We start from the raw sequence: 25,333 nt of genomic DNA, 5'->3' as shown, positions 1-25,333 counted from the left end.
GAGTGAAGCTGCTTGAGCCTGAAAGCCAGGGGAATTCGGAAATCTGTGGATACCCAGGCCGTTGTGGATAACTCCACAACTCCGCAGAGTGACGAAGGCCTGGGTCAAGAGCCGCCAGACCGGGCGAAAATCACTTCGCGGGGAAGCGAATCTCGTTCCGGTCGATCTTGTCGGAGAGCGCCGCCAGCGCGTCGATACCGAGCACTTCGCAGAACTGCAGCAGATACGCGAGCACATCCGCGACCTCGTCCCGCACCCGGTGCGCCGACCCCTCCTTCTCCATCACCCGCGCCGACTGCTCGGGCGTCAACCACTGGAAGATCTCCACCAGTTCGGACGCCTCGACGCTCAGCGCCACCGCCAGGTTCTTCGGGGTGTGGTACGGCTCCCACTCGCGCGCCGCCGCGAACTCGGCCAGCCTGCGCTGCAACCCCGCCACATCCAGTCCGTCTTGTCTCGTCACGCCACCAGGTCTACCACCGTCACGCCGTCCACTCCGCGCGCGTACGAAGCGTCGGCGACCGCCCCCACCAGCCGGATGTGCCCCCGCGCGCACATCTCCGCAGCCAGCGACACCAGTTCGCGCGCCTGCCTCGGATCCAGGCAGCGGTCGAATCCGTCCGCGAGCACGGTGAGCGACTGGTACGCCGCCGGCACCTCGGCCGCCTGGTCCATGGCCAGCACCCCGGGCCCGGTGAGCAGCACCAGAGCGAGCGCCAGATACCGCAACTCGCCCTCACCCAGCCGCCCCAAGGGAGTCGCTCCCCGCGCACCGCCCCGGCCGAGCAGCGCCCGTACCGTACCGTCGCCGAGCTCCTCCACGGCCACGTCCGCCACGTCCCCCGCGCACCCCAACCGGGCCGCCGCGGCCAGTCGCGCGTGCCGCTTGGCGCACTGGCTCCGCGTACGGTGCAGCACCTCCGCCAGGTTGTCGCAGCCGCGCCGCAGCCGCCCCTCCCCCGCCGCCACCGGCTCGCGCATCCGCTGCGGCTGCGGATCGCAGGCGAAGACCGAGCGCAACGCGACCACCACCTGCTCGGCAGCAGCCAGAACCCGTAGCTGGCCCTCCGTCTTGCCGGCCACCCGCAGCGGCAACAGAGCCGTGCCCAGCCGGTCGTCCGGCAGCGGGGCGCGCGTCACCGTGGCTGCCCCGGCCGTGTGCCAGGCGGCCTGCACCGATGAGCGTCCGGGATCGCGCAGCGCGGTGGTCAGCAGGGTCCGGCCGCCGCTGGTCAGCCGCTCGCCCACCACTCTCAGTTCGGGTTCCGCCTGTACGGCGAGGTCGAGTTGTACGGGCCCGGCCGGGCCGTCCACGGTGCAGCCGATCCTGAATCCCCGCCGCCCCTGCCGGTCCGCCTCCGCCCACTCCGGCACGCACGCCGCCGGATCCGGGAAGGCCGCCTCGAGCTCATCGCCCGCGCCCAGCCGCGTCAGCGCCTCGTACACCTGCAGGGCGCTCGACTTGCCACTGCCGCTCGCACCCGCGAAGAGCGTCAGCGGGCCGAGGGGAAAGGACGCGCCCCGATGCGACTTGAAGGCGGAGAGCCGCAGTTCGGTGACGGTGGGGCGGGCGCTGTTCGCACCGTTGAGCGGGGTGTTTGCGTTCATGAACGGGACGGTACGCAGAGCGAAATGCGCCGAACCGTTCCGCCTCTACGTCCTTCCTACGAACGGGGGACGGCGGCCGCGATCCCCTCGACCTCTGTGCCGACCGGGGCGAGCAGAAAGACATTACGGTCGACGCGGTGCATCCCGCTGCCGAGCCCGAAGACGACACCGCTGCTGAAGTCCAGGATCCGCTTGGCCACTTCGGTGTCGGCGCCGGTCAGGTCCAGCAGCACCGGGATCTGGGCGATGAGGTACTCGGCCACCTCGCGCGCGTCGGCGAAGACCTGCACCCGCAGCACCACGAAACGGCGCTGCTCGACCGCCGCGTAGTCCTGCGGGACCGTGCGGTGGTCGACGCGCGAAGGCCACTCGTTACGGCTGCGCAAGGGGACCACCTGAGCCAGGCCCTCCCACTGCTCGTCGGTGACGTCGTACCTCTCGTACCTACTCATGGGCCCATCCTCCCGCCCCTCACCCGTTCGGCCCAACAGCGACACGGGTGAGTCGCCCACGGAACTTCGGCCTTCGGCGGCCAGGGGCATGACGCGGAGCGCGGGTTCAGCGGTCTGCGCGGGTTCAGCGGTCCTGCGCCCATTCCGCGGCCGAGCCGTCCGACCGGGACAGCCCGAGGTGCAATTCGGCCGCGATGATCGCCTCGCGGGCGGTGCGCCGCCCCATCAGGACACACAGGGTGTACGCGAGGTCCTCCAGCCGACGACGCCTGGCCAGGTTGTTCGGCTGCGCGAGGACCAGACGCTCCCAGGTCCGGTATCGCTGCAACAGCCCTGCGAGCAGAGCCTTGTCCGGCAGAAGAAGCATGATTCCTACTCTCGACCTCCACCCGGTGACCGGGTGTGCGGCCCACCGTCCGGGTCCCCCGGAGGGGTCAGCTGTTGGCGTCCGGCTCGGCGCCGTGCCACACGGTGGTGACATTGCAGAACTCACGAATGCCGTGGCCCGACAACTCCCTGCCGTAGCCGGAGCGCTTGACGCCGCCGAAGGGCAGCGCGGGGTGGGAGGCCGTCATTCCGTTGAAGAAGACTCCACCCGCCTCCAGGTCGCGTACGAACCGCCGGACTTCCCCGTCGTCGCGCGTCCACACATTCGAACTCAGCCCGAAGGGCGAGTCGTTGGCGACGCTCACCGCCTCGTCCAGGTCCCCCACCAGGTAGACCGTGGCCACCGGTCCGAAGGCTTCCTCGTGGTGGATACGCATGCCGGTGGTGATTCCGGTGAGGACCGTGGGCTCGTAGTACCAGCCCCGGTCCAGCTTTTCGGGGCGCTGCCCTCCGCACCGTGCCGTCGCACCGAGGCGCACCGCGTCGTCGACGAGCTCTTCGAGGTCGGTGCGCCCCTGTTCGCTGGCGAGGGGACCGACATCGGTGGATTCCTGCATGGGGTCGCCGACGCTCAGTTGCCGCATCCCCTCGGCGAAGCGCTCGCAGAACGCGTCGTAGACATCGGTGTGGACGATGAACCGCTTGGCGGCGATGCAGGACTGGCCGTTGTTCTGCACACGGGCCGTCACCGCGGTGCGGGCCGCCCGCCCGATGTCGGCCGACGGCATCACGACGAAGGGGTCGCTGCCGCCGAGCTCCAGTACGGTCTTCTTCACCTCGTCGCCCGCGACGGCGGCGACGGAACGGCCGGCCGGCTCGCTGCCGGTGAGTGTCGCGGCGGCGACCCTGGGGTCGCGCAGGATGCTCTCGACGGCGCCGGATCCCACGAGCAGCGTCTGGAAGCAGCCCTCCGGGAAACCGGCGCGGCGGAAGAGATCCTCCAGGTACAGGGCGGTCTGCGGCACGTTCGACGCGTGCTTGAGCAAGCCGACGTTGCCGGCCATGAGGGCGGGGGCCGCGAACCGTACGACCTGCCAGAGCGGGAAGTTCCACGGCATCACGGCGAGAACGACGCCGAGCGGACGGTAGTGGACGCTCGCCCGGGAGGCACCGGCGTCCTTGATATCGGCGGCCGAGGGGTGCTCGTCGGCCAGGAGTTCCTCGGCGTGCCCGGCGTACCAGCGCATCGCCTTCGCGCACTTGGCCGCCTCCGCGCGGGCCGCCACGATCGGCTTGCCCATCTCGGTGGTCATGGTGCGGGCGATGTCCTGCTGGTCCTGTTCCAGCAGGTCCGCGGCGCGGTTCATGAGTTCCGCCCGCAGGCCGAACTCCGTGGTGCGGTGCTGCTCGAAGGCGGTCCGGGCGAGCGCCAGGCGCCGCTCGATCTCCTCAGCTCCGAGCGCATCGAATGTCTTGAGCGTCTCTCCCGTGGCGGGATTCACCGTGGCGATGGGCATGGAACTGTCCTCCTCGAGCTCGGTCCTTCGACACTTGCGCGGTACGGACGGCTTGGCAGCGTTGGTACTGGGCTTGGCAGCGTTGGTACGGGGACCCGCGGCGCGGGTCGGGAGTGTCCGGGCCGTACTACCGGCTTCCGCTCGCGAGCCGCAGCTGGATGTCCTTCTCCTGATCGCCGGCGGCCATGCCCTCTTCCCGGACGTCGAACGCGGCCGACAGCGCTTCCTGAAGCCGGTCCACCGCCCAGTAACCGCCCTGCACATCGGCCCGGACGGACGCGGACAGCGGCACCGGTTCGGCGGGGGCGTGCTCGGGAGACACGTCGAACGTCGCGGTCCACACCGTCGTGTCCGGGTGGGCCGAGTACTGCGGTGCGTCGTCGGCGTCCCGGTCCGAGGCGAACGTCTGCTTCAGGACGCGGAAGACGACGTGCGCGTCCTCTTTCGAGCACTCGCTGAGCGTTACGACGACCGGTGTCGTGTACTCCTGTGTGCTGTTCACGGAGATCTCCGCCTTTCCCAGGCGCCTGCGGACCGGCCCATGGCCTCCAGTCCGCGCCTGGGGACTGGAGGCCATCGGCTGGTGAAGGCCGGCTGCTTCACTCAGGGAGGCGCTGGTCCTGCGTGCCCATCGAGCCCTCTTGCTTCATCTGCTCCTGCAGCCGCTGCGCCTTCTCCTGGAGCTTCTGGCGCTGCTGCGGGTCAGTCGCGCGTTCCGCGGCCTCGGTCAGCTGCTGTGCCTTCTCGCGCATCTGCTGCGCTCGGCCTCGGGATTCGCCTGCGACGCTCATTGTCACTCCTTGGACTGTAGGGAGAGCGGGCTCCATCAGAGAACCAGGGCCGCGCCACGCTCGCACCTCGAAGCGTCACCGTCCGCTACCGCCCGACGAATCCGCAGGTCAGCGGTGCTCAAATATCGTTGAGCCGGCCAGGCAGATCACTGACACCGTCGTGGCGACCGGAGAGTGCCTGTGGCGAACCGTGTGCGCCGTATGACCGACGAGGAGGCTGTGTGACCGACGAGAAGTACGGCTCCCGCGTTCTGTACGTCTACGACTCCGTTCGGTGAACGGAACCTGGTCTCGGGCACCGCTGAGCGCACGACGCCGACAGTCGACCTGCCTGACGGCCGCGGGGTCCGGCGAGGTGCCGTACGTGCCGGGCCGTGGCCATCATGGAATGGCCCGGCCGGTACGAGCGCCGAGCAGGAAGGGGAACGCGATGGAGTTGTTCCCGCCCATACCGCTCGCGGAGTGGCAGGACACCAAAGAGACCCTGCACCGATTCACACAGGTCGTCGGCAAGATCCGCCTCGTCGCGAGTGCCCGGCGCAATCACTGGTGGAACGTGCCGTTCCATCTCACCGGACGCGGCATGACCACACGTCCGATGGGACAGCTCGACGGTAGTCCGGTCTTCACGATCGATTTCGATTTCGTCGACCACCGACTCGTCCTCGCGACGCTGGACGGCGGCGCGAGGTCCTTCCCGCTTGTGGGCCAGTCCGTGGCGTCCTTCTACAGAAACACCCTGGCCGCTCTGAACTCGCTGGGCGTCCAGGTGAAGTTGGACATTCCCAGCCCCTTCGACCTGCCCGATGCCGGCCGGCCGTTCGCCGAGGACACCGAGCATGCGGCCTACGATCCCGTACGGGCCGGCCGCTACTGGCAGGTCCTCAGCCAGGTGGCGCTGGTGCTGGAGGAATTCGCAGCCGGCTATTCGGGAAAGGCCAGCCCCGTACACCATTTCTGGCACAGCCTCGACATCGCCCACACCCGCTTCTCCGGGCGCCGGGTCGACCAGCCGCCGCAGGTCGATCCCGTATCGCGGGAGGCCTACTCCCGGGAGCTCATCAGCTTCGGATTCTGGTTCGGTGACGATACGTACGCCGAGCCGGCCTTCTACTCCTACACCGCCCCCGAGCCTGCGGCTCTGACCGGGGAGCCGCTCGAGCCCGCGTCGGCACTCTGGGTGGCGCGCAACAACACGCACCTGGCCGTGCTGCCCTACGACGCGGCCCGCGCCGCGAGCGATCCCCGGGCCGCCGTACTCGGCTTCTACGAGAGCGCGTACCAAGCCGGAGCCGGACTCGCCGGCTGGGACATCACCCGGCTCGCCTCTCCGGGCGGAATCACGGACCCGCAGCTGGCGGTCCCACGCGTCTGAGCCGACAGCACCGTCAGTTGAGGTGCCGCTCCCAGTCCGCGGGGACCGTGCCCAGCGGGCCCGGGGTCGGCTGGGAGACCGGGTGCGCGGTGGGTGGGGGCAGCTCAGGCCCGTCGTAGTACTGGTCGGTCTCGATATTCCAGAACCAGTTCTCTCCCGGCTCGAAGCTGGTCAGGAAGGGGTGTCCCGCCTCGCGTGCGTGCTTCGTGCCGTGCTGCGACGGTGAGGAATCGCAGCAGCCGATGTGCCCGCACGCGGCGCAGCGCCGCAGGTGGAACCACCATCCCGGCCCGTCGCCGGCCAGGCACTCCACGCAACCGTCTCCGCTCGGAGCCGCGGTGGGATCGATACCTGGGATCTGGTCTTGTGCCATGACATGCCTCGGTTCGGCCTGTTGAGGTCAGCGACCTGACTCTCTGCATCGTAACCGGCCGGGTAGCACGGAGCGCCTCGAGCGCCGCTGCCACGCACCGGGCGCAGCTCCGTTTCCCTGCTTGACCATCCAGCGCGATAGGTGCACACTTAAGTTAGAGCCGATAACCAACGAACCAATGGAAAACCAATCAGGGAGATTGCGATGACCAAGCAGCAGGCAACCGATCGGCTGACGGCGACCGAGGTGGTACTGCCGGGTGCCGTCGAGCCCGACGGCCTCGAGGTACGACGCGGTCCGGTGCCGGCGCCGGGCCGTGGCCGGGTGCTGCTGGCCATGGAGGCGACCGGGGTCTCCTTCGCCGAGCAGCAGATGCGCCGGGGCAAGTACTACGACCAGCCACCTTTCCCCTTCGTGCCCGGGTACGACCTGGTGGGCCGGGTGGCGGCCGTGGGCCCCGAGGCCGATCCCGGCCTCGTCGGCCACCGTTTCGCGGTGCTCACCAAGACCGGCGGGTGGGCCAGCCATGTCGTCGTGGAGGCCGCCGACCTGGTGGAGGTTCCGGACTCGGTCGCCTCCGCAGACGCCGAGACGCTCGTCGTCAACGGCATCACCGCCTGGCAGATGCTGCACCGCATCGCGGCGGTCGAGCCGGGACAGACCGTGCTCGTCCTCGGCGCGAACGGCGGGGTCGGCTCCACGCTCGTGCAGCTGGCTCGGCACGCGGGTGTACGGGTGATCGGCACGGCCTCTCCGCGCCACCACGACACCCTCCGGCAGCTGGGGGTCACGCCCGTCGACTACCGGGACCCCGGCCTCCACGCGCGCCTGCGGGAACTGGCGCCGAACGGGGTCGACGCCGTCTTCGACCACGTCGGCGGCGAGGGCATCGTCGACTCGTTCCGCATGCTCGCTCCCGGCGGCACGCTCGTCTCGTACGGCACCGCCTCCACCCGCGACGCCACCGGATCGTCCAAGGCACCCGTCCTCAAGCTGATCGGGCGCCTCATGCTCTGGAACCTGCTTCCCAACGCGCGGCGCGCGCACTTCTTCAACATCTGGGCCGGGAAGAGGCGGGCCGACGGCTTCCGTGCCCGGCTGCGTACGGACCTCGCGCAGGTCTTCGCGCTCCTCGCGGACGGGGTCATCGAGGCCCAGGTCGCCGCCCGAGTCCCGCTGTCCCAGGCCGCCGAAGCGATGCGGCTCGCCGAGTCCGGCACGGTGACGGGCAAGGTCGTGCTGGTGCCCGACCCGGCGGCCTGACCGCCGTGCGCGACACCGTTCAGTTCGAGGGCCCCGGCGGATGCGCCGGGGCCCTCGAACGTACTCAGGGTCCACTCGCCATGGGACGGCTCACCACATGAAGGGGCCGGGTGCCGGGCAGCAACTGCCCCGCACCCGGCCCCGGTTCGCGTCAGGCCGCCGTGTCAGGGGCGAGCGTCAACCCTTCCCCGCCATCCCCATGGAATCGGCGAGCGCACCCAACTCCGCATCGACCAGGGTCGCCACCCGGTGCCCCATGCCGCTGAACTGCCCTTGCACTTCAAGGCTGACGATGCCGTGGAGACGCGCCCAGACGATGATCGTCCCCGCGAGCGCCGTGGCCGGGTCCGGGTCCGCGTCCGCGTCCGCGTCCGGCATGTTGCTGCTGACCCACTCGACGACCGCCGGGGTCTCGTCGAGCCACCGCCGCATCTGCGCCCGGAGTTCCTCGGCGGCAGGAGGGCAGTGCCCGCCTCCGAGCACGGGAAGGAAGGGCCCGAGGACGGCCCTGGCCCGCTCGACCGTCTCCGCGGGGGCCTGGTAGGAGGGCGACGGCGTACCCGCGAGCAGCTGATAGAGGTGGGGAGCATCGACAGCCCACTGCCGGTACGCCGTACCGAGCGCATGAAGCCGCTCCCGGGGTGACCCGTCCGCCACGCGTACGGCCGCCCGTCGCATCGCCGAGGCGGCGTCGTCGTACGCGTCACAGATGAGCTCGGTGAGCAGGTCGTCGCGGTTCTTGAAGTACTTGTACAGGGCCGGGCCGGTGACGCCGAGCTGCTTGGCCACGGCGTTGAGACTCAGCGCGGGGGCGCCTCCGGTCCGGATCTGCTCCAGCGCGGCCTGCTTGATCTCTCCGCGCACCTGGTCCCGGTACCGCTGACGCGGTGTGGACTTTCCGCTGACCGCCATGCCGTTCGAACCTCCCCATTGCTTGAGTTATAGACACTAACTCAAGCAATAGCCATCGGGAACCTCGCGCGCCAGGTGATGCGACGACGCCGCCAGGCCGTCACGGCGGCGAGTTCCTCGCCTTCGCCGCCTCCGTACGGCAGGAGGCCGCCGACTGGGCGGGTGTGCAGCGCGCCGCACGGCCTCGTCACCGTGCATGAGATGACCGCCGCCGCGCCGGCGTCGTGGGCACGGCACTCGACCACGGACGTTTCACCGTTGCCTGGGGCTGAGTCGGCATGGCCAAGGCTGATCGCGACGGTGCTCGGCAGCGGCTGAGCGCCTGCGCGGGTCTGAGCGGTGGACGGCCCCGCCCACCACGGGCGAAGCCGGCAGCGGGGCCGTCCCGGCCGGGACGGCCCCGCCCGTGGGCGGGGCCGTCCCGGGCGCTACGACGACAGCGTCCCGCCGGACACCGATGCCGGTGCCGGCACGTACCCGGTGGCCCGGGTCGTGAACGTTCCCCGGCCCTGGGTGCGGCTGCGCAGCCGGGACGCGTAGCCGAACAGCTCAGCCAGCGGCACGGTCGCGGTGATCACCGCCGTGCCGGACCGCGCGGCCTGGCCGGCGACCCTGCCGCGCCGTGCCGCAAGGTCGCCGAGCACCGCGCCCACGGCGTCGTCGGGCACGGTGACCGTGACCTCGACCACCGGTTCCAGCAGTGCCATCACGCCGGCGCGCAGTGCCTCACGCAGCCCCAGCCGGCCGGCTGTCCTGAACGCCATCTCCGACGAGTCCTTGGAATGCGTGGCTCCGTCGGTCAGGGTCACCCGCACCCCGGTCACCGGGTGACCGCCGAGCGGGCCCTCGGCCAGGGCGTCCCGGCAGCCGGCCTCCACCGCGCGGATGTACTCCTGCGGCACTCGCCCGCCGGTGACAGTCGACAGGAACTCGAAGCCCTCGGCGCTGCCGCTGCCATCGGCTGCGGCAGGCTTCAGCGGTTCGACATCGAGGACGACATGCGCGAACTGCCCTGCACCGCCGTCCTGTTTGACGTGCCGGTACGCCAGCCCCGACACGCCGCGGGCAACAGTCTCGCGGTACGCCACCCGCGGCCGGCCGACGCCGACCTCCAGGCCGTGGGCACGACGGATCTTCTCCACCGCGACCTCAAGGTGCAACTCGCCCATGCCCGACAGCACCGTCTGGCCGGTCTCGGGATCGGTCCGGACCGCGAGGGACGGGTCCTCCTCGACCAGCCGAGCCAGCGCCGTCGCCAGCCGATCGGCATCGAGGCGGCTGCGTGCCTCGACCGCCACAGTGACCACCGGAGCGGCTGCGGTGGGCGGTTCGAGGAGCAACGGCGCGGCCGGCGCACACAGCGTCGCCCCGGAGCGGGCTGCCTTCAGCCCGACCACGGCGACGATGTCCCCGGCCACCGCCCGGTCCATCTCCGCATGCCGGTCGGCCTGTACGCGCAGGATCCGGCCGATCCGTTCCGAGCGGTGAGCGCCCGCATCCAGCACAGCGTCTCCCTTCTGAATCGTTCCTGCGTACACGCGCAGATACGTCAGCCGTCCCGTGGCGGTCGAGTTCACCTTGAACACCAGCCCCGCGAACGGCGCGGCAGGGTCGGCGGCCCGCTCCTGCACCGCGCCGTCCTGGGTGCCGCGTACCGGCGGCACGTCCAGCGGCGAGGGCAGATAGGCCACGACAGCCTCCAGCAGCGGCTCGATCCCACAGTTGCGGTACGCCGATCCGCACAGCACCACAACGCCCTCACCCGTGCGGGTCAGGTCGCGCAGAGCCCCTGCCAGCGTCTGTTCGGAGACCGCCGACCGCTCGCAGAACTCCTCCAAGGCGGCCGGATGGAGCTCGGCCACCGCCTCCTCCAGCACGCGGCGGCGCCGCAGCGCCTCTTCGCGCAGGGCAACCGGCACCGGGCCTTCCTCGTACGTGTCGCGGCCGGCTGTCCAGATCAGTGAACGCATGCGCAGCAGATCCACCACGCCGGTGAACTCGTCCTCCTGCCCGATCGGCAGCTGGACCACCAGCGGGACGGTGTGAAGTCGTTCGCCGATCGACCGGACCGCCGAGTCGAGGTCCGCTCCGGCCCGGTCCAGTTTGTTGACGAACGCGATCCGGGGCACCGCGTGTCGGTCGGCCTGCCGCCACACGGCCTCGCTCTGCGGTTCGACTCCCGCGACGGCGTCGAACACCGCGATCGCACCGTCGAGTACGCGCAGCGAGCGTTCCACCTCGTCGGAGAAGTCGACGTGGCCGGGTGTGTCGATCACGTTGATCCGGTGGCCGCCCCAGACACAACTCACCGCGGCGGCAAAGATGGTGATGCCACGATCCCGCTCCTGCGAGTCGAAGTCGGTGACGGTCGTGCCGTCATGGACCTCACCCCGCTTGTGGGTGGCGCCGGTGAGGTACAGGATCCGCTCGGTGACGGTGGTCTTGCCGGCGTCGACGTGGGCGAGGATGCCCAGATTCCGGACGCGGGTCAGTGGACTGGTGGATCGGTGTCGCAGGTCGGTGCGCACGGCCCAGGGCCTTTCAGGGTGTTGTGGAGCGGGGCAGCGCAATTCCCGGACGAAACGGCCTCGGTGACAGCGTCTGTCACGGCCTTGGCCTTGCGCCTGCCCGGTGCGCGCAAGCGGCACGGGCGCAGCAGGGCGCACCGGCCGGGTGACTCGGCGGTCGCCGAGGGCGGGCAGGGGTCAGGCGTTCGTCACGGACTTCCGGTGGCGGCCGCGCAGCCGGCACCGGGTGGACCTGGACACCAGGATCACGTCGTACCGTGACCGGGGAGGAACGAGCGCAGTGCGGCAACGCATGGTCGACTCCCCTCGACGGCAGGAACGCGCTGCGATGCCGTTCGCACCGAGCGAGCCGAGTCTAGGGAGACAGGACGGGCTCCCGACACCGGTTTAATGCCCCGCTGCCCTTTCTGCCGGCAGGTTCCTTCCAGTACGCAGCAGTTGCAGGTGAGTCACGCGTTCCATTCGGCTGCGATGGACAGGGCGGTGGCGACGTTCAGCGAGGCCGTCGCGGCTGCCTCACTGGGTTCGCCGAAGATCGCGTTCGCTTCGACGCGGTTATGTGGCTTGTCATGACCGGGCACGTGGCCGAGCTTGTCGTGGCCGGTCTGGCCGGCCGCGACGGCCTCACTTGGCCAGGACGCGGCGGGCTGCACTGAGTTCGGCGATCTGTCGCTGCGAGACCTCGGCGGACAGGATCGCCTGCGACCCGTGGAAGGTGCCGGGCCGCCGTTCATCCAGCGACCTTGGTCGGCGAGCGTGCGGCACTGCGGCTACGGGACGAACGCCGGGACCTGCGAGGCATTCTCGGCCTCGGCGTTTCCATCACCGCACATCGCTTGCCGGTACAGCGTCGACAGCGCGTAGTCGATGGGGTGGGGCTGCGGCTTCCCCGAGGAGTCCGGCTTGTTCCACCTCTGGAGGTTGACCGCGACGGACATCTGACGCTTGCCGTCGGCCCGGGTCAGGGACATCGTCCCGGCCCCCCAGACCGTGCCGTCGTGGCCCCAGAACGTGCCGCAGCCCGTGCCGACCTTGTGCAGGCCGAGACCGTAGTCGATCATCGTTCCGTCCAGGGCGCGGACCGGGACCGTGCGCTGCATCTGCGCCAGCGACGACCGGTTGACGATCTCGCCGTCGAGCAGCTTGGCGTAGAAACGGTTGAGATCCTCCATGGTCGATACGAGAGCGGCCCCCGTCCCCGTCCAGGACATGTTGTAGACGCTGTAGTCGCGCGGCGGGTCGATCAAGCCGTAGAAGGCCTCGTACATCCGCGAGTGCGGTCCCTTGATACGAGTCCCTGCCGGAAACTCGGTGTGCCGGAGCCGGGCACGCTCGATGACGTTCCGGGTGATGTACTCCTCGGCCGGGGTACCGGTCACCTGCTCCAGGAGTTGGCCGAGGAGAAGGTAATTGGTGTTGGAGTACACCCCTGTAGGGGCTCCGGGCTCGCTGGCGGGAGGTGCCGCGAGCCCCATCTGGATCAGCTCGGCCGGGCGGAACTGCCTGAACCGGTTGTCGTCCAGGCTCTTGGGCGAGACGTCCGGCAGGGAAGGGAACGCCTGGAGGGACGGGAATGCATAGGGGATGTAATCGGGGATGCCGCTGGTGTTGTTGAGCAGCATCCGGACCGTGATCTTCCTGCCGCGCTCCCCCGGCACCAGCTGCGGCAGATAGCCGCCGATCGGCGCATCGAGTTGGATCCGGCCCTGCTCGACCTGCTGCATGACGGCGGCGGCGGTGAAGGTCTTGGTGATGCTGCCGACGCGCTGCCGCATGTCGGGCGTGACGGGGCGGCCGGTCGTGACATCGGCGACCCCGGAAGCGCCCCGCCATGTCCGGCCGGCATCGCGCACCTCGGCGTACACCCCCGGTATCCCCGCGCGGTGGACACCGTCCAACGCGGACTTCAGATCCGCGGGATCGAAGCCGGTCGACGGGCTCGTACTGCCGGCCGGCACGTCCCTTGTCCCGTTGGGCGCGGGAGCTGCCGCCACCGTGCCCGCACAAACACTCAGCGCGGCTGCGCTTGCACAGAACACCAGTCGGAACTTCAAGACATCCGTCCTTTCATGATCGATGAGTGCGACGGGGACTCTCCCCGTGCCTTTCGGTATCCACGGGTCACTCGGCCAGGGCGCGGCGCAGGGCGGCGCCGAGTTCGAGGTTCTGCCGCTGCGAGACGTCGGCGGACAGGATCGCCTGCGATCCGTGGAAGGTGCCGGGCCACTGGTGGAGCTCGACCGACACGCCTGCCTGCATCAGGCCCAGTGCGTACGCGATGCCCTCGTCGCGGTTGGGACAGAATTCCGCGGTGGCGATGTAGGCCGATGGCAGGCCGGACAGATCGGTGGCCCGCGCGGGGGTGGCGTACGGTGTGGCGGGCTGGGAGCCCAGGTAGTGCCGCCACGCCGCGGCGAGCTTGTCGCGATTGAACCAGGGCGTGTCGGTGAAGTTCCGCGCCGACCACGTCTCCTGCCGGTCGTCGAGTCCGGGCTGGTTGAGGAGTTGGAAGCGGATCGCCGGCCCCTGCTGGTCGCGGGCCCGCAACGCCACCGCGGCCGCGAGGTTAGCGCCGGCACTGTGCCCTCCGACCGCGATCCGCGCCGGGTCGGTGCCGAGTTCGTCCGCGTGCTCGGCCGTCCAGGTCAGTACGGCGTAGGCGTCGTCCAGGGCGGCCGGGAACCGGTGCTCGGGCGCCAGGCGGTAGCCCACCGAGATCACCACCGCCCCGGAGAGGTCCGCGATCCGGGCGGCCCACGGATGTTCGGTGTCCAGGTCACCGAAGACTCCGCCGCCGCCGTGCAGCCAGACGACGGCACCTCGTGCCCGGTGCGGACGGTAGACCCGGACCGCCACGTCCGGATCGGCGGACACCGTGCGGTCCTCGACCTCCATGTTCGAGGTGTCCGGTGCCGGCGCGGCAGCGGCACGCTCGGCGAAGTCCTTGCGCGAGGTGACCGGGTCATTCATGTCCATGTGCGGGAGGAACGGGATGAACGCTTCGAGTTCGGGATCCATGACGACCATCCTCACGGTCGTCACCCAGGGGGTCATCCGCCATCCGTCGCGCATCCCGCCCCGATCACGCACCGACTGGCGCACCCCTGTCCTTCTATCCTTCTGCCATGGAGGCACTGGCAATACGGCTGTCGGGACTGGATCCGTACGTCGACGGTGCGATCCGCATCATCGCGTTCTACGACACGCTGATGCGCCGACGGGTGGATCTCCCGGCGCTCGTCCGGGCTTCGGCGGGCCTGGCCGAGTGCGTGGCCGGGTTTCGGCTCCACAGCACGGGGCGGGTGATCCGCGTCGCGCCCGACGGCAGGCAAGCGTCCTCCCCGCCGGCAACCGCGTCCACCACGGCGCCGATCACGCTCGACGAGGAGGAGGTCGGCACGGTGTGGCTGGAACGTCCCGGCCCGCCGAATCCGCTCGACGAAGTGCTCCTTGACCGGCTCGCCATCTCCGCCGCGGCGGTCGTCGAGCGGTACGGCCCGGCCCGCACCAGCATGGCCGACCCCGCCCTCGTCGAACTGGCGATCAGCTCCGACAGCGACGAGGCGGCCAGAGCACGGGCGCTACGCCTCTTGGGTTTCTCCGCCGACCTGCCCGTCCGCGTCGTCGCCGTACGCTCGCAGCTCCCGCTCGACCAGATCGGCGCCCTGGTCTGCCCGGCCGGCCCGGTGAAGGCGGCAGCGCTCGCCGACGTGGGCGTCATCCTGACTACGACCATCGACCCGACCCGGTTTCCAGCGGGCGTACGTGCGGGCATCGGCGCCGCCGACAGCCCCGACCGCTCCTGGCGGCAAGCCCGCACCGCCCTCCGCTTCACCAGCCCGCGCGAACCCGTCATCCGCTACGAAGACCTGGGCGCGCTGGCGCTCCTGGCCGAGATACCTCAGGACGCCACACGAGACAACACCGACGTAGCCGCCATCGCCCGAATCGCCGGCAACCCAGAAGACATGGAGACTCTGGACACCTACTGCGCCACCGGCTCCCTGCGCCGCGCCGCCGACCTCCTCCACCTGCACCACAGCAGCGTCGCCCGCCGAATCGAACAGCTCGCGAAGACCCTGGGCATCGAACTCACCGAACCCACCGGACTGATACGGGCCAGGCTCGCCCTCACTGCATGGCGGCTACTCGACCACTGAGGAAGATCCGCCTCGTCTCTCCAGTTACCCGTACACGGTGGTGCGCCTGACCCCGAGTTCGTCGGCGATCTGCTGCACGGTGTAGCGGCGACGGCCGTCGTCCGCGGTCTCGGCGTACAACTTGCGGGCCCGCTGGACGTGGCGCCCGGCGACGCTGCCCGCTGCGCCCTGGCCGTCCCCCGCCGGCGGGCCGCCTGCGGCACGGCCGTGCCCCCGGCGATGGACGCGACCGTCTCCAGGCCGAAGTCGGCGTCGCCGAAGCTCCGGTAGCGGACCAGGTCGATGGTCCGCCGGTGCTCGCGCACGGCGTGGATGTCATAACGGGTGAAGTCGCCAGTCACGCAAATCAGCCGCGGCGCACTCCACCGCACCCCCGCCGCAGCCTCCGCGCCGATCCGGTCACGCACGAGGCGCCGGAACGCGTCCTTATGGTCATGAGCGGGGCCATGTAGAGGAGGCCCCTGGTTGATGACCTGTTGACTGAACTACTGACGGAGTTTTCGCAGGTCAGTGACCTTTGACGTCGTTGAGTCGGCCATGGAGGTATCTCGAGACTTGGCGGCCCTGTCCGTCCCCCTGGTCGGGGAACTGGTGGCCATGGATGATCCGTGGGAGCCCTACCGGCTCATCGACCCGGCCAGAGAAGCGGTCGAGGGAGCCCGCGCCTTCCTACAGGACCTGCAGGGAGCCGGTCGTTCGGCGGCTACAGCCCGTTCCTACGGGATGGACATGCTGCGCTGGTTCCGCTTCCTGTGGGCTGTCGACGTGCCGTGGGACCGAGCGAGCCGAATCGAGGCGAGGGACTTCTCCCGCTGGCTTCAGGTCGCCGGACAGCCGAGGCGTCCGCACTGGCGACGCCCGGGCGAGGCGGGCAGGTGGGCCGCGGGCGGCAAGCCGTACGCACCGTCGGTGCGGGCGCACAGCGAGACAGTGCTGCGGAGTTTCTACGACTTCCACCGCGACATCGGCAGCGGGCCGGTCCTCAACCCATTTCCGCTGGACCGATCACGTCGCGGCCGGCGGGCTCACGCCCACCGCAACCCGGCTCACCGGCCTGCCCCGCTGCGGCGGCTGTGACAGGCGCCAAGCTCACTGCACCGTCTGCGGACGAATGCGTGGCATTCACTCCGGCACCGCCGACGCCCCCGTCTGCGGTCCCTGCACCACGCCGGACGCTGAGCTCTGGCGTCCGTGTCCGACCTGCGGACAAGCCGAGCGGCTGCACGCACCAGGACCGTACCCGCGCTGCACCCTCAAGCAGCGGCTCCGCGAGATCCTCGCCGATGACACCGGCGCCATACTCCCGAAGCTGCAGCCCCTCCATGACGCCCTGGCCGGCACCGAACGGGCCAGCACCGCGATGCGTTGGCTCTCCAAGGGAATCGTCTCCACCGTCCTGTCCGATCTCGGCTCCGGCCGCCGCCCCCTCACCCACGAGGCCCTGGACGAACTCCCCGAAGGCAAGGTCGTCGAGCACATCCGCAGCGTCCTCGTCGCCACCGGAGCCCTGCCCAAGCGGGACGAGCAGATGATCCGCCTCGAACGGCACGTGAAGGACCTCGTCACCTCCCATGCGACGGCCGAGGGACGGAAAATCCTGCACCGGTACGCGACTTGGCACCTCCTACGCCGGCTTCGCCGTCGCAGCCGCGGCAAGGAGATCACGCACTACCAACTCCAGGTCGCCCGGCAACATCTGCGGGCGGCCGTCTACCTCCTGAACTGGCTCGAGAGCCAAAACCTGACCCTTGCCACCTGTCGACAGGCCGACCTTGAACGCTGGATGACCAGCGACGACGTCCGCCTTCGCCAGGAGGCAGGCCACTTCGTGCGCTGGGCCCTCTCCCAGAAGATCACCCGCGATCTCAGCTTCCCGGCCGAGCGATGGACCGGCCCCTCACAGCCGATGGACGACGAAGCCCGCTGGGCCACCGCCCGACGCCTGCTGCACGACGACACCCTCAAGCCCGAAGACCGCCTCGCCGGCCTGCTGTTGCTCCTCTATGCCCAGTGGCCCGCGGCGATCTCGGCTCACCGTCGACCACATCCAGGAGACGGACGGAGCGGTCCGCATCCGCCTCGGCGCCGTCCCGGTCGAACTTCCCGCACCCGTCGCTGAACTGGCCCTCCAACAGGTCGATATTCGCCGCAGCCATGCCGTCCTCGGCCGGACAGACTCGCCCTGGCTCTTCCCCGGCGGCCAGCCCGGCCGCCCGATCAGTGCCTGGGCGATGGGCGAACGGCTCCGCAAACTCGGCATCCGGCTCGCCGAGGCCCGCTCGACCGCGCTGTTCCAGCTCGCCACCGAGCTGCCCGCTGCGGTCCTCGCCCGCACCCTCGGCATCGACATCACCGTCGCCGTCAAGTGGCAGCGAGCCTCCGCCGGAGACTGGGGCGCCTACGCAGCCGAGATCAGCCGAAGGCAAGGCTCCTGAGATGCGCCTTCCGGTCAGCTCTCGCTGACGGCCCCGTTGCGGACATAGCCAAGGTCGATGGGCGTCGCCGGGGCACCGTCTTTCCACACGTCGGCGAGCAATGCGGGCAGCTGCGGCGGCCACAACGGCTCGGAATCACCGGCCAGATCCTCGGGCGACCACCACCTCCATCGGAGGATTTTGTCTGCGGCATGCGAAGCAGCCAGATCGCCGACTGGATCTCGGCGGGGACCACGCGCGAGGAAGATCTGCTCGTGCTGACGAACCGGCACCCCGGCCCTGGTGAAGTCGTGTTCCCACAGGCACAGCACGGTGCCGTCGACCTCGATGTCGGTCCACCCGGTCTCCTCGCGCAACTCGCGCTCAGCCGCCTGCAGCGGTGACTCTCCCGGATCCAGCCCGCCGCCGGGCATCGCCCAGTGGACGCCGACTTCCTCGTTGTCATACCGGAACATGAAGACCGACCCCGCTGGGTCCAGGACCGCGACTCTGGCTGCTTGTCTGGGTATCCGCATCGCGCCAGCCTGCCAGCCCCGAACAACGCTGTCGATCATGTCAGCGGCCGGGCATTCGGGCAGTTCCAATACCCGACTCCACCATTAGCGGTGTATCCCGCTGAGACGATCGAAGCCCACCGGGCTTTCATCGCCCGCCGCCGGAATGCCCGTCCCAGCGAAGAGTACCGAACCCCCACCGACGAAGAGTGGGATGCTTTCCTCGCCCATTTTGAAAAACGAAAGGTATCCATCGGCACCTGCGCACGCGCCTTTGGAACACCTTGCATCCATGAACACGCTTGTGTCAGATGCTCACTCCTCCGACCAGACCCATTCCAGCGGGCGCGGTTGGTGGAGATCCGCGACAACCTGAAAGCGCGCATCAAGGAGGCAGAACGCGAGGGCTGGCTCGGCGAGGTCGAGGGACTGCGGGTCAGCCTCGCCGGCGCGGAGGAGAAGCTCGCCCAGCTCGACCGCCGCCCCGCCGGCCGTGGCGTCATCGACCTCGGAATTCTCACGATCACCAGCCGTCAACCACAGAACCGGTAGAAGATCGGCGCCCTCCCCTGACACACTGTTTGCCTCACGTGGATGGAGCAACGATGCCGTCGATCGCCCTGTACTACCCGTGGATGCACTTTCAGGACGACAATTGGCTGAAACTCGCCCTACTGACCTGGGATCGCATCGTCCGCATGCGCCCTGGGGTGGTGGAAGACCGGGATCGAGAGCTCGTCCGACAGCTCCGGACCGAGACTGACTTCATTGTGGAGGCCGCACCAAGTCCGACGGTGTTGAAGACGGTCGCGGAGACCTTCAATGAGATCCTCGACACGGCCCCGGATCGTATCGTCGAGCGATACGGACTGGATGAGTTTCTCGAAGAGACGGACGCAACAGATTGGCTCGGCTACGTACCTCCCCTTTCCCAGGGAACGTGGCAGGGTCGACGCGGGTGTGTCCATTCAGGGTGGGTCGTGACCTGTGGGGTTGAGCTGGCTTGATCTTCGTTCGGAACTCGTGGACGATCTTGGCTTGTGTCCGATCTTCGTGCGGTGAACGCTCGTCTGCGCCAGGTGGTGGCGGACAAGGATGAGCTGATCGCTTCGCAGGACACGCTGATTCGGTTGCAGCGGGATCAGTTGGCTGGTCAGGACGAGTTGCTGGTTGAGCAGGCCAGGTTGATCGCCCTGGTGGAGGAGCAGAACGCGGCGTTGCGGCGCCAGGTGGGGCTGGACTCGACGAATTCCTCCACGCCGCCCTCGGCTGATTCGATCGGGGCGAACGTCTACACCGCCCGCACCGACAATCTGATCTGGTACGGCGCGCACCAGACCCGCAGCCACGCCGCCGTGGACGGCTTCGACATCCTGCCGCGCTTCGCCGGAGTGCTCATCCGCGATGACTGGCACGGCTACCACAAATACAGCGACCCCACCCGTGGCGGGAAGGTCACCCAGGTGCAACTGTGCTGCGCTCACCTGCTGCGCGACCTCAAGGCCGTGTGGGAGTCCGACCCCGAACATCAGGCGTGGGCCGAGCAGATCCGCCAGACCTTGAAGAAGGCACGACGCACCGTCGACACCGCGATCACGCAGGGCGCGGCCGGCCTGTCCACGACCACGAGCCAGAGCCTGCGGGATCTGTATCTCAACACCGCGCAGCAGGGCATCGACGCGAACACCCCCGGGACCGCCGGCCGCAGCCACGACGCCTACAAGCTGGCGAAACGGATGCGTGAGCGAGTCGATCAAGTCCTCAACTTCACCCTGGACTTCCACGTCGAGTGGACCAACAACCCAGCCGAGCAGGCGATCAGGATGGCCAAGCTCCAAGCCAAGATCAGCGGGAGCTGGCGCAGCATGCGAGGACTCACCGCGTTCTGCCGCGTCCGTTCCTACATCGCCACGGCCAAAGCCCACGGCGTCGAGGTCTTCACAGCCCTACGCAACGCCTTTCTGGGCGATCCCTGGAGCATCGCCACACCGGCATGACCATCAGGTCACCGCTGAATGGACCGTGCCCGCGGGTGGCGCGAGCGAAGGATGGTCGGGCGCGGGGCGGGCAGTCACGCCTGCTGCGGCCTGCGGAGTGGCTCGCTGTCGAGGCTGGCTGCCAGGGTCGCCGGTGATGCGATGCGGCGTGGCCAGGTCCAGGCGGAGCGCAGGATGAAGGCCAGGAGCAGCACCTCGAGTCCGATGGAGAGGCCGTAGAAGTAGAAGTAGGTCCAAGACTCCCCTACCGCGTTGAACATCGAGACGGGGATGTAGAGCGTTGCTACGACGAGGTTGATGGTGCGGTTGACACGGGCGGGCAGTGTCGCGGAGAGCAGGATCATGAGGATCGGGATGGCCATGAGCGTGAGCGCAATGGCGACAAAGGTTGGACCGATGTCGAACTCGTGGACGATGCCGGCCAGGATGTCGTCGACGAAGCCGGGCTTGTACAGGGCGAGGTAGTCGACGTAGATGTAGAGGAACATGAAGCTGGTCCATGCTGCTGCGAGCTTGGCCTGCACGGGCATGCGCAGATCTTCCAGCGTGCTCTGGGACGGCGGATTCTCTAGTGGGGTATGGGATTGAGGCGTTCTCATCACAATGCTCCCTGGCTTGATTGGGTGGGTGCTTCCACCTTCACGGATGCCGGCGGCGGGCACATCAGCCGCGGAGCCTGATTCGACCTGGCCGTTGGCACAGCCGAGCTCTTGTACTTTCGGCGGATACACCGAGCACGCGGGCCGCCTAGGCTGATCAGATGGCCACCAACGCACTCCGCTCGCTGTGGGCCGAACCTCGACCCACGAATGCCCCGGACCGGAGGCCGCGGGACTGGGCCTTGGTCGCAGTACTGATCTGCTGGTCCCTGCTGGAAGTGGTGCTTCGCCAGGACCTGGCGCCACGCCCGCTGCTGCTACTCGCGGTGCTCGCGGTCCTCGGCCCCCTGCTGTGGCGACGCACGCACCCGCTCGTCGCGGTTGCGGTCTCCTTCGGCACGTTGACGACCGTCGACATCGTCAGAATCCTCACCGGGTCGCAAGGCGCCCTGCTGAACAGCATCTCCGCGGCGCTGATCCTGGCCTACGCCCTGTTCCGGTGGGGCTCCGGTCGGGAAGCCGCAAGCGGCCTCGGCGTCATCCTGCTCTGGCTGGCCATCACCAACGTCGCCGACACCACCAGCCTGGCGGATTCGGTCGCAGCATACGGGTTCTTCCTGCTCGCCGCCGCGCTCGGCGCCGCGATCCGCTATCACACGAAGATCCTCATCCGCGACATCGACCAAGCCAAGGCCCGCGAACGCGAACAGCTCGCTCGTGAACTCCACGACACCGTCGCCCACCACGTCTCGGGCATCGCCATCCAGGCCCAAGCAGGACGTGCCATCGCGGCCTCCCACCCCGAGCGTGCCATCGAGGCCCTGGCCATCATCGAGGACGCAGCGACCCGCACCCTCACCGAGCTGCGCGCCATCGTCGGCGTGCTCCGCGCCACACAGGACACCGAGTTCGCGCCGCAGCCCGGCGTGGCCGAGGTCGAGCAGCTCGCCACCGATGGCCAGACGCGTCCCTGCGTCGAGGTGACGCTATTCGGCGAGTTCGACGACCTCAGCCCGGCGGTCGGGGCCGCGATCTACCGCCTAGCCCAGGAGTCCATCACCAACGCTCGACGGCACGCCCGCCACGCGACCCAGGTCACCGTCGCCGTCACAGGCGACGCCGACCAGGTACGGCTGACCATCGACGACGACGGCTCCGCCGCTGGCGGCCGCGCCCCAGCAGGCTACGGCCTGGTGGGCATGCGGGAACGCGCCTCACTGCTCGGCGGCACATTCCACGCAGGCCCCGCCGCCGAGCGGGGCTGGCGGGTAGAGGCGGTCCTGCCCCGAACCGGGACGCCACGATGAGCATCAGGGTCCTCATCGCCGACGACCAGCCCATCGTGCGCACCGGGCTGACGATGCTGCTCGACGCCCAACCCGACATCGAAGTGGTCGGCGCGGCCGCCGACGGGCGCGAGGCAGTCCGCCTGGCGCTCCAGCTGCGCCCCGACGTCGGCCTGTTCGACATCCGAATGCCGCTGATGGACGGCATCGAAGCCACCCGACGCCTCGCCGGCCCCGACGTCACCGATCCCCTGCCGATCGTGGTCATCACCACCTTCGATCTCGACGAGTATGTCCACGGGGCGCTCAAAGCCGGCGCCCGCGGGTTCCTGCTCAAGGACGCCGGACCCGCCCTGCTGACCCAGGCCATCCACGCCGCCGCCGACGGAGACGCACTGATCGCACCCAGCGTGACTGTCCGACTGCTCGCAGCGTTCGCCCACGCACAGACCCCACCACCAAGGCAGCCGATAGAACCGCTCACCGCCCGCGAGGAGGAAGTCCTCGTGCCTGTAGCCCAAGGCCGCACCAACAATGAGATCGCCAACGAGCTCCATATCACCCCAAGCACCGTCAAAGCCCACCTCGCCAGCCTCATGCGAAAGCTCGGCGCCCGAAACCGCGTCGAGGTCGCCATGTGGGCCCACGAGACCGGCCGCATCTGACGCCGCAAAGGCTCCCGCCGCCGTTTGCCGCAACCCCCCACAGCGTCACAAAGCGGCTCGCGCGCATATCGACCAGCCTTGTAGTACGCCACTCCCCCGGTCCGTTGCTATTCGAGAGGCTCGGTCTGGAACACGCTGCAGGTTCGGGACCGTCTAGCATGGGGACACCGTCGGCGTCCCGTCAAAGAGGACGCTGGCATGGGAACTAGCTCCGTGGTGCGTGCCCCGCGCGTCCACCGGACTGTCGACGTAGCTCCTGCGAGACCAGTCGTCAAAGCAGCGGCTAGGCAGCTACCGGTTCGGGGGCAATACTCCGTAGGACGTGGGCTTGGATTCCAAGCGGGTCACCTGCTCGGGAATAGATGCCCTTTCGGCCATACTTTGCCGCGAGTAGTTTCCACATCAGCATTGGCTGTTCCGCATGGACAGTTACGGGCTCGGACTTCCTCCAGCCTCGTGCCGACAGTTGCTTGAATAGTGACAACTTGCATCGGTCGTCTATCAAACCCAAATGTGCGCCGCGCATGATAAGAGCCTGAATAGAAACAACTGGCCGAAGGTCACCTTCAACGGCATAGGTGGCGTCTTGGCAGCCGCTTTCGCGACTGCCTTTCCTTTCGCTGCTGGTGGAGGAGCGCTTGCTATGGGCCTCGGGGTGGGGGGTGGCCTCGAAGGTGTTGGCACGGCGGCCTACAACGCCACTGAGATACCGCGTTCTCCAAGATACGACCGACGCGCACCGCTCGTTTATGCCGCCCTGGCCCACGGGCTTTAGCTAACGGTGAGGAGATGTCACCCGTTTGGCCTAAAGAACAGGCGGCGCCGCGTGCTCAGATGCACAGTGGAGGCGAGAGGGAGAAGTGCCGCAGGCATAATTGATCGGCACATGGCCTCAGGCGGATCCCACGTTTCCAGCCCTTCCTTTTCACGCTAGGTTTGAAGGCAGCCAGATGATGAGGCCACAACTACGTGAGCGGCCTACCTGTGTTGTCGTCCCCTTAATCCAGGAACCTGCATCCTTGGCGCAATAACATCAAAGGGGAAACGTGAATACGCAACAGGGGTTGGAAAACTGCTCCGGGAGCCACCAAGTCATCGGCTGAGGCGGAGGGTCAACCTAACGACATCGTTGCGTGAGCGTGCAACCGGTCCGCCCTGCTTCCCCTCATGGGGAACTGGCGTTAGTGACCCACCAAGCAAGGAGGAAGCAACATGACCACGTATAACCACGTCCTGGCGCTCCAGACAAACGGAGTCTCAGCCGAGACCCAAATTCATGAGGGTTCCGTCGAGGAACTCATCGAAATCGTCGCAAAGGTCGACGAGGAAACCGCCAGGAAGATGAAGGCCACGGAGGATCGTCTCGCCGCTATCGCGGAAGCCACCAGTGACCCCAACAAGGCCGTGGAATATTACAGGCTTCAGTCCGCGCAGGCCGGGCTCGACGAGTTTCTCATGCGCGAACTGGAGAATCACACCCCTGAGGAACAGCAGAAGATGGTAGACGAGTGGCACCGGACTACCTCAGTTGGCACCATGATCATCTATCATGGCTACAACTACGCAGGCAGAGGAGTGCCCTTCACGCTGACGTGGCCCAACTTCGACTGGTGGCCCTTCGACTGCAACGACGCAGGTTCATCGGTCAAGACCTGGGGTGGAAACGTCCTGTTCGAGCACTCCTGGTACCGAGGTAGGCGCTTCTACGCAATAGGCACATACCTCGAGTACCCAGACCTGAGGCAAGCCGGGTTCGACAACATCACGAGCTCCTACGCCGCGATCGGTTAAACACCGACCGCAGGCGGAACGAACCGGGAACTCGCCGAGGACGGCGTCCACCAGGGAAAACATCCCATTAGACGCCAAGCTGTTCGCGCGACGGGCGGCTGGGCCCCGCCACCACCACGGTGGGCGGGGCGACCCCGTCTGGTAGTCCCGACGCAGCCCGATGTCGCTGGCCTCGAGCGCGCTTCCAGCATGCCTGTTGTGATCAGCCAGTACCTCGGCTCCGCCGACGGACAGCGCGGCTGGTGGCTCCACTACACCAGGCGGGAGGTCGGCTTCGGTGAAGACGGCGACCTGGTCCACGTCCTCACCCTCATCGCCCCTTGCGCCTGCGGTACCTACATCACGGTGGAACTGGTCGGCGAGGACGCGCTGATCGTGATGCTCGACGAACTCACCACCCCGCCCGGTGCGCCCGTCGACTGCGACTACCGGCTGCAAGTCCGAGGGGCCGGCTGGGCCGACACCCGGCACGACAGCACCGAGCCTCCCTTCTAGGTCCCGCGCGCATGCCCCGTGCGCAGCGAGACGCGGCCACTCGACAGCAAGGGAGCTCTGCGTGGCATCTTTGCGGGGCAGGGGCGCCCGTGCCTACATCGACGCGTCCGGTGGGAGCTTCGTCGTTCCGGGAAGGTCATGCGGAGCGGCGGACGCCTCGTCGCACACGCGAGCGTTGAAGGCCACCAAGCGCGGTGACTACCTCCGGCCGCAGACGGCCAACGAACGCGTGAAGCTTTGGTTCGCCGCGACCGGACTCAAAACC

28 protein-coding genes are annotated in these 25,333 nt (G+C 68.5%); 13 read left to right on the top strand and 15 right to left on the bottom strand.

Going from position 1 to position 25,333, the window contains the following annotated elements:
• Positions 1–130: 130 nt before the first annotated feature.
• The 7 genes from SLUN_RS30205 to SLUN_RS30175 form a co-directional block, all read right to left on the bottom strand.
• Positions 131–463 (bottom strand): nucleotide pyrophosphohydrolase, encoded by a 333-nt coding sequence (locus tag SLUN_RS30205; protein ID WP_108153125.1) that lies wholly within the window; start codon positions 461–463, stop codon positions 131–133.
• The gene (locus tag SLUN_RS30200; protein ID WP_108153124.1) at positions 460–1,608 is read right to left on the bottom strand and encodes an AAA family ATPase; all 1,149 of its coding nucleotides are present in this window, start codon (positions 1,606–1,608) and stop codon (positions 460–462) included. The genes SLUN_RS30205 and SLUN_RS30200 overlap by 4 nt, the downstream gene beginning before the upstream one ends.
• Positions 1,609–1,664: 56 nt before the next feature.
• Complete coding sequence (locus tag SLUN_RS30195; RefSeq protein WP_108153123.1) at positions 1,665–2,060, bottom strand: cell division protein SepF; 396 nt, start codon at positions 2,058–2,060, stop codon at positions 1,665–1,667.
• A gap of 124 nt (positions 2,061–2,184) precedes the next feature.
• Entirely contained in the window at positions 2,185–2,427 is a 243-nt protein-coding gene (locus tag SLUN_RS30190; protein ID WP_108153122.1) for a DUF5133 domain-containing protein, read from the bottom strand.
• Positions 2,428–2,494: 67 nt separating this feature from the next.
• Entirely contained in the window at positions 2,495–3,904 is a 1,410-nt protein-coding gene (locus SLUN_RS30185) for an NADP-dependent succinic semialdehyde dehydrogenase (RefSeq protein WP_108153121.1), read from the bottom strand.
• A 127-nt stretch (positions 3,905–4,031) separates the two neighbouring features.
• Entirely contained in the window at positions 4,032–4,406 is a 375-nt protein-coding gene (locus tag SLUN_RS30180) for a hypothetical protein (RefSeq protein ID WP_108153120.1), read from the bottom strand.
• Between the two features lie 97 nt (positions 4,407–4,503).
• Positions 4,504–4,695: a DUF6381 family protein gene (locus SLUN_RS30175; RefSeq protein ID WP_108153119.1), complete on the bottom strand. Its 192-nt coding sequence runs from the start codon at positions 4,693–4,695 to the stop codon at positions 4,504–4,506.
• A 430-nt stretch (positions 4,696–5,125) separates the two neighbouring features.
• Between SLUN_RS30175 and SLUN_RS30170 the strand changes: the two genes are divergently transcribed.
• The gene (locus tag SLUN_RS30170; protein ID WP_108153118.1) at positions 5,126–6,070 is read left to right on the top strand and encodes a DUF5996 family protein; all 945 of its coding nucleotides are present in this window, start codon (positions 5,126–5,128) and stop codon (positions 6,068–6,070) included.
• A gap of 13 nt (positions 6,071–6,083) precedes the next feature.
• Here SLUN_RS30170 and SLUN_RS30165 read toward each other — a convergent pair whose 3' ends face one another.
• Complete coding sequence (locus tag SLUN_RS30165) at positions 6,084–6,443, bottom strand: UBP-type zinc finger domain-containing protein (protein ID WP_108153117.1); 360 nt, start codon at positions 6,441–6,443, stop codon at positions 6,084–6,086.
• A gap of 204 nt (positions 6,444–6,647) precedes the next feature.
• Here SLUN_RS30165 and SLUN_RS30160 point away from each other — a divergent pair, with 204 nt between their 5' ends.
• The gene (locus SLUN_RS30160) at positions 6,648–7,706 is read left to right on the top strand and encodes a medium chain dehydrogenase/reductase family protein (protein WP_108153116.1); all 1,059 of its coding nucleotides are present in this window, start codon (positions 6,648–6,650) and stop codon (positions 7,704–7,706) included.
• Positions 7,707–7,883: 177 nt separating this feature from the next.
• Here the strand turns inward: SLUN_RS30160 and SLUN_RS30155 are convergent, their stop codons facing one another.
• From SLUN_RS30155 to SLUN_RS30130, 5 genes are all read right to left on the bottom strand, one after another.
• Positions 7,884–8,618: a TetR/AcrR family transcriptional regulator gene (locus SLUN_RS30155; protein WP_108153115.1), complete on the bottom strand. Its 735-nt coding sequence runs from the start codon at positions 8,616–8,618 to the stop codon at positions 7,884–7,886.
• 428 nt (positions 8,619–9,046) lie between these two features.
• A complete protein-coding gene (gene fusA / locus SLUN_RS30150) occupies positions 9,047–11,146 on the bottom strand; it encodes an elongation factor G (RefSeq protein WP_108153114.1) in 2,100 nt (699 codons plus the stop codon).
• Positions 11,147–11,595: 449 nt separating this feature from the next.
• Entirely contained in the window at positions 11,596–11,799 is a 204-nt protein-coding gene (locus tag SLUN_RS30145; protein WP_108153113.1) for a hypothetical protein, read from the bottom strand.
• A 117-nt stretch (positions 11,800–11,916) separates the two neighbouring features.
• Positions 11,917–13,104, bottom strand: a complete 1,188-nt coding sequence (locus SLUN_RS30135; protein ID WP_257153816.1) for a serine hydrolase domain-containing protein — start codon at positions 13,102–13,104, stop codon at positions 11,917–11,919.
• Positions 13,105–13,267: 163 nt separating this feature from the next.
• On the bottom strand, positions 13,268–14,164 hold the full coding sequence (locus tag SLUN_RS30130) for an alpha/beta hydrolase (protein WP_108155012.1): 897 nt from the start codon (positions 14,162–14,164) through the stop codon (positions 13,268–13,270).
• A 107-nt stretch (positions 14,165–14,271) separates the two neighbouring features.
• Between SLUN_RS30130 and SLUN_RS30125 the strand changes: the two genes are divergently transcribed.
• The 4 genes from SLUN_RS30125 to SLUN_RS30105 all read left to right on the top strand — a co-directional run bounded on the left by SLUN_RS30125 (position 14,272) and on the right by SLUN_RS30105 (position 17,741).
• Positions 14,272–15,306, top strand: a complete 1,035-nt coding sequence (locus SLUN_RS30125; protein ID WP_108153112.1) for a PucR family transcriptional regulator — start codon at positions 14,272–14,274, stop codon at positions 15,304–15,306.
• A 537-nt stretch (positions 15,307–15,843) separates the two neighbouring features.
• Positions 15,844–16,383 (top strand): site-specific integrase, encoded by a 540-nt coding sequence (locus SLUN_RS30115; protein ID WP_159100350.1) that lies wholly within the window; start codon positions 15,844–15,846, stop codon positions 16,381–16,383.
• A gap of 34 nt (positions 16,384–16,417) precedes the next feature.
• Positions 16,418–17,425, top strand: coding sequence for a hypothetical protein (locus SLUN_RS30110; RefSeq protein WP_108153110.1), 1,008 nt, complete (start codon positions 16,418–16,420; stop codon positions 17,423–17,425).
• A 112-nt stretch (positions 17,426–17,537) separates the two neighbouring features.
• On the top strand, positions 17,538–17,741 hold the full coding sequence (locus SLUN_RS30105) for a hypothetical protein (protein WP_108153109.1): 204 nt from the start codon (positions 17,538–17,540) through the stop codon (positions 17,739–17,741).
• A 14-nt stretch (positions 17,742–17,755) separates the two neighbouring features.
• Here SLUN_RS30105 and SLUN_RS30100 read toward each other — a convergent pair whose 3' ends face one another.
• On the bottom strand, positions 17,756–18,325 hold the full coding sequence (locus SLUN_RS30100; protein WP_254708298.1) for an NUDIX hydrolase: 570 nt from the start codon (positions 18,323–18,325) through the stop codon (positions 17,756–17,758).
• Between the two features lie 264 nt (positions 18,326–18,589).
• On the opposite strand from SLUN_RS30100, the gene SLUN_RS41610 reads away from it, so the two are divergent.
• The 3 genes from SLUN_RS41610 (at position 18,590) to SLUN_RS30085 (ending at position 20,232) form a co-directional block, all read left to right on the top strand.
• Entirely contained in the window at positions 18,590–18,787 is a 198-nt protein-coding gene (locus SLUN_RS41610; RefSeq protein ID WP_254709912.1) for a hypothetical protein, read from the top strand.
• Between the two features lie 53 nt (positions 18,788–18,840).
• Positions 18,841–19,242 (top strand): hypothetical protein, encoded by a 402-nt coding sequence (locus SLUN_RS30090; RefSeq protein WP_108153107.1) that lies wholly within the window; start codon positions 18,841–18,843, stop codon positions 19,240–19,242.
• 72 nt (positions 19,243–19,314) lie between these two features.
• On the top strand, positions 19,315–20,232 hold the full coding sequence (locus SLUN_RS30085; protein ID WP_159100349.1) for an IS66 family transposase: 918 nt from the start codon (positions 19,315–19,317) through the stop codon (positions 20,230–20,232).
• Positions 20,233–20,306: 74 nt separating this feature from the next.
• Here SLUN_RS30085 and SLUN_RS30080 read toward each other — a convergent pair whose 3' ends face one another.
• The gene (locus SLUN_RS30080; RefSeq protein ID WP_217505176.1) at positions 20,307–20,762 is read right to left on the bottom strand and encodes a DUF6326 family protein; all 456 of its coding nucleotides are present in this window, start codon (positions 20,760–20,762) and stop codon (positions 20,307–20,309) included.
• A 230-nt stretch (positions 20,763–20,992) separates the two neighbouring features.
• Between SLUN_RS30080 and SLUN_RS30075 the strand changes: the two genes are divergently transcribed.
• The 4 genes from SLUN_RS30075 to SLUN_RS30060 all read left to right on the top strand — a co-directional run bounded on the left by SLUN_RS30075 (position 20,993) and on the right by SLUN_RS30060 (position 25,068).
• The gene (locus tag SLUN_RS30075; RefSeq protein WP_108153104.1) at positions 20,993–22,138 is read left to right on the top strand and encodes a sensor histidine kinase; all 1,146 of its coding nucleotides are present in this window, start codon (positions 20,993–20,995) and stop codon (positions 22,136–22,138) included.
• Positions 22,135–22,782 carry a response regulator gene (locus SLUN_RS30070; protein ID WP_108153103.1) on the top strand — a complete coding sequence of 216 codons (648 nt, stop codon included), beginning with the start codon at positions 22,135–22,137 and terminating at the stop codon, positions 22,780–22,782. The genes SLUN_RS30075 and SLUN_RS30070 overlap by 4 nt, the downstream gene beginning before the upstream one ends.
• Positions 22,783–23,994: 1,212 nt before the next feature.
• Complete coding sequence (locus SLUN_RS30065) at positions 23,995–24,573, top strand: hypothetical protein (protein ID WP_108153102.1); 579 nt, start codon at positions 23,995–23,997, stop codon at positions 24,571–24,573.
• Positions 24,574–24,762: 189 nt separating this feature from the next.
• Entirely contained in the window at positions 24,763–25,068 is a 306-nt protein-coding gene (locus SLUN_RS30060) for a hypothetical protein (RefSeq protein ID WP_159100348.1), read from the top strand.
• Positions 25,069–25,333 lie beyond the last annotated feature (265 nt).

This window comes from Streptomyces lunaelactis (genome assembly GCF_003054555.1).
GTDB lineage: Bacteria > Actinomycetota > Actinomycetes > Streptomycetales > Streptomycetaceae > Streptomyces > Streptomyces lunaelactis.
The sequence above is the reverse complement of the archived record's forward strand: the minus strand, read 5'-3'. Positions and strand labels throughout refer to the sequence as shown.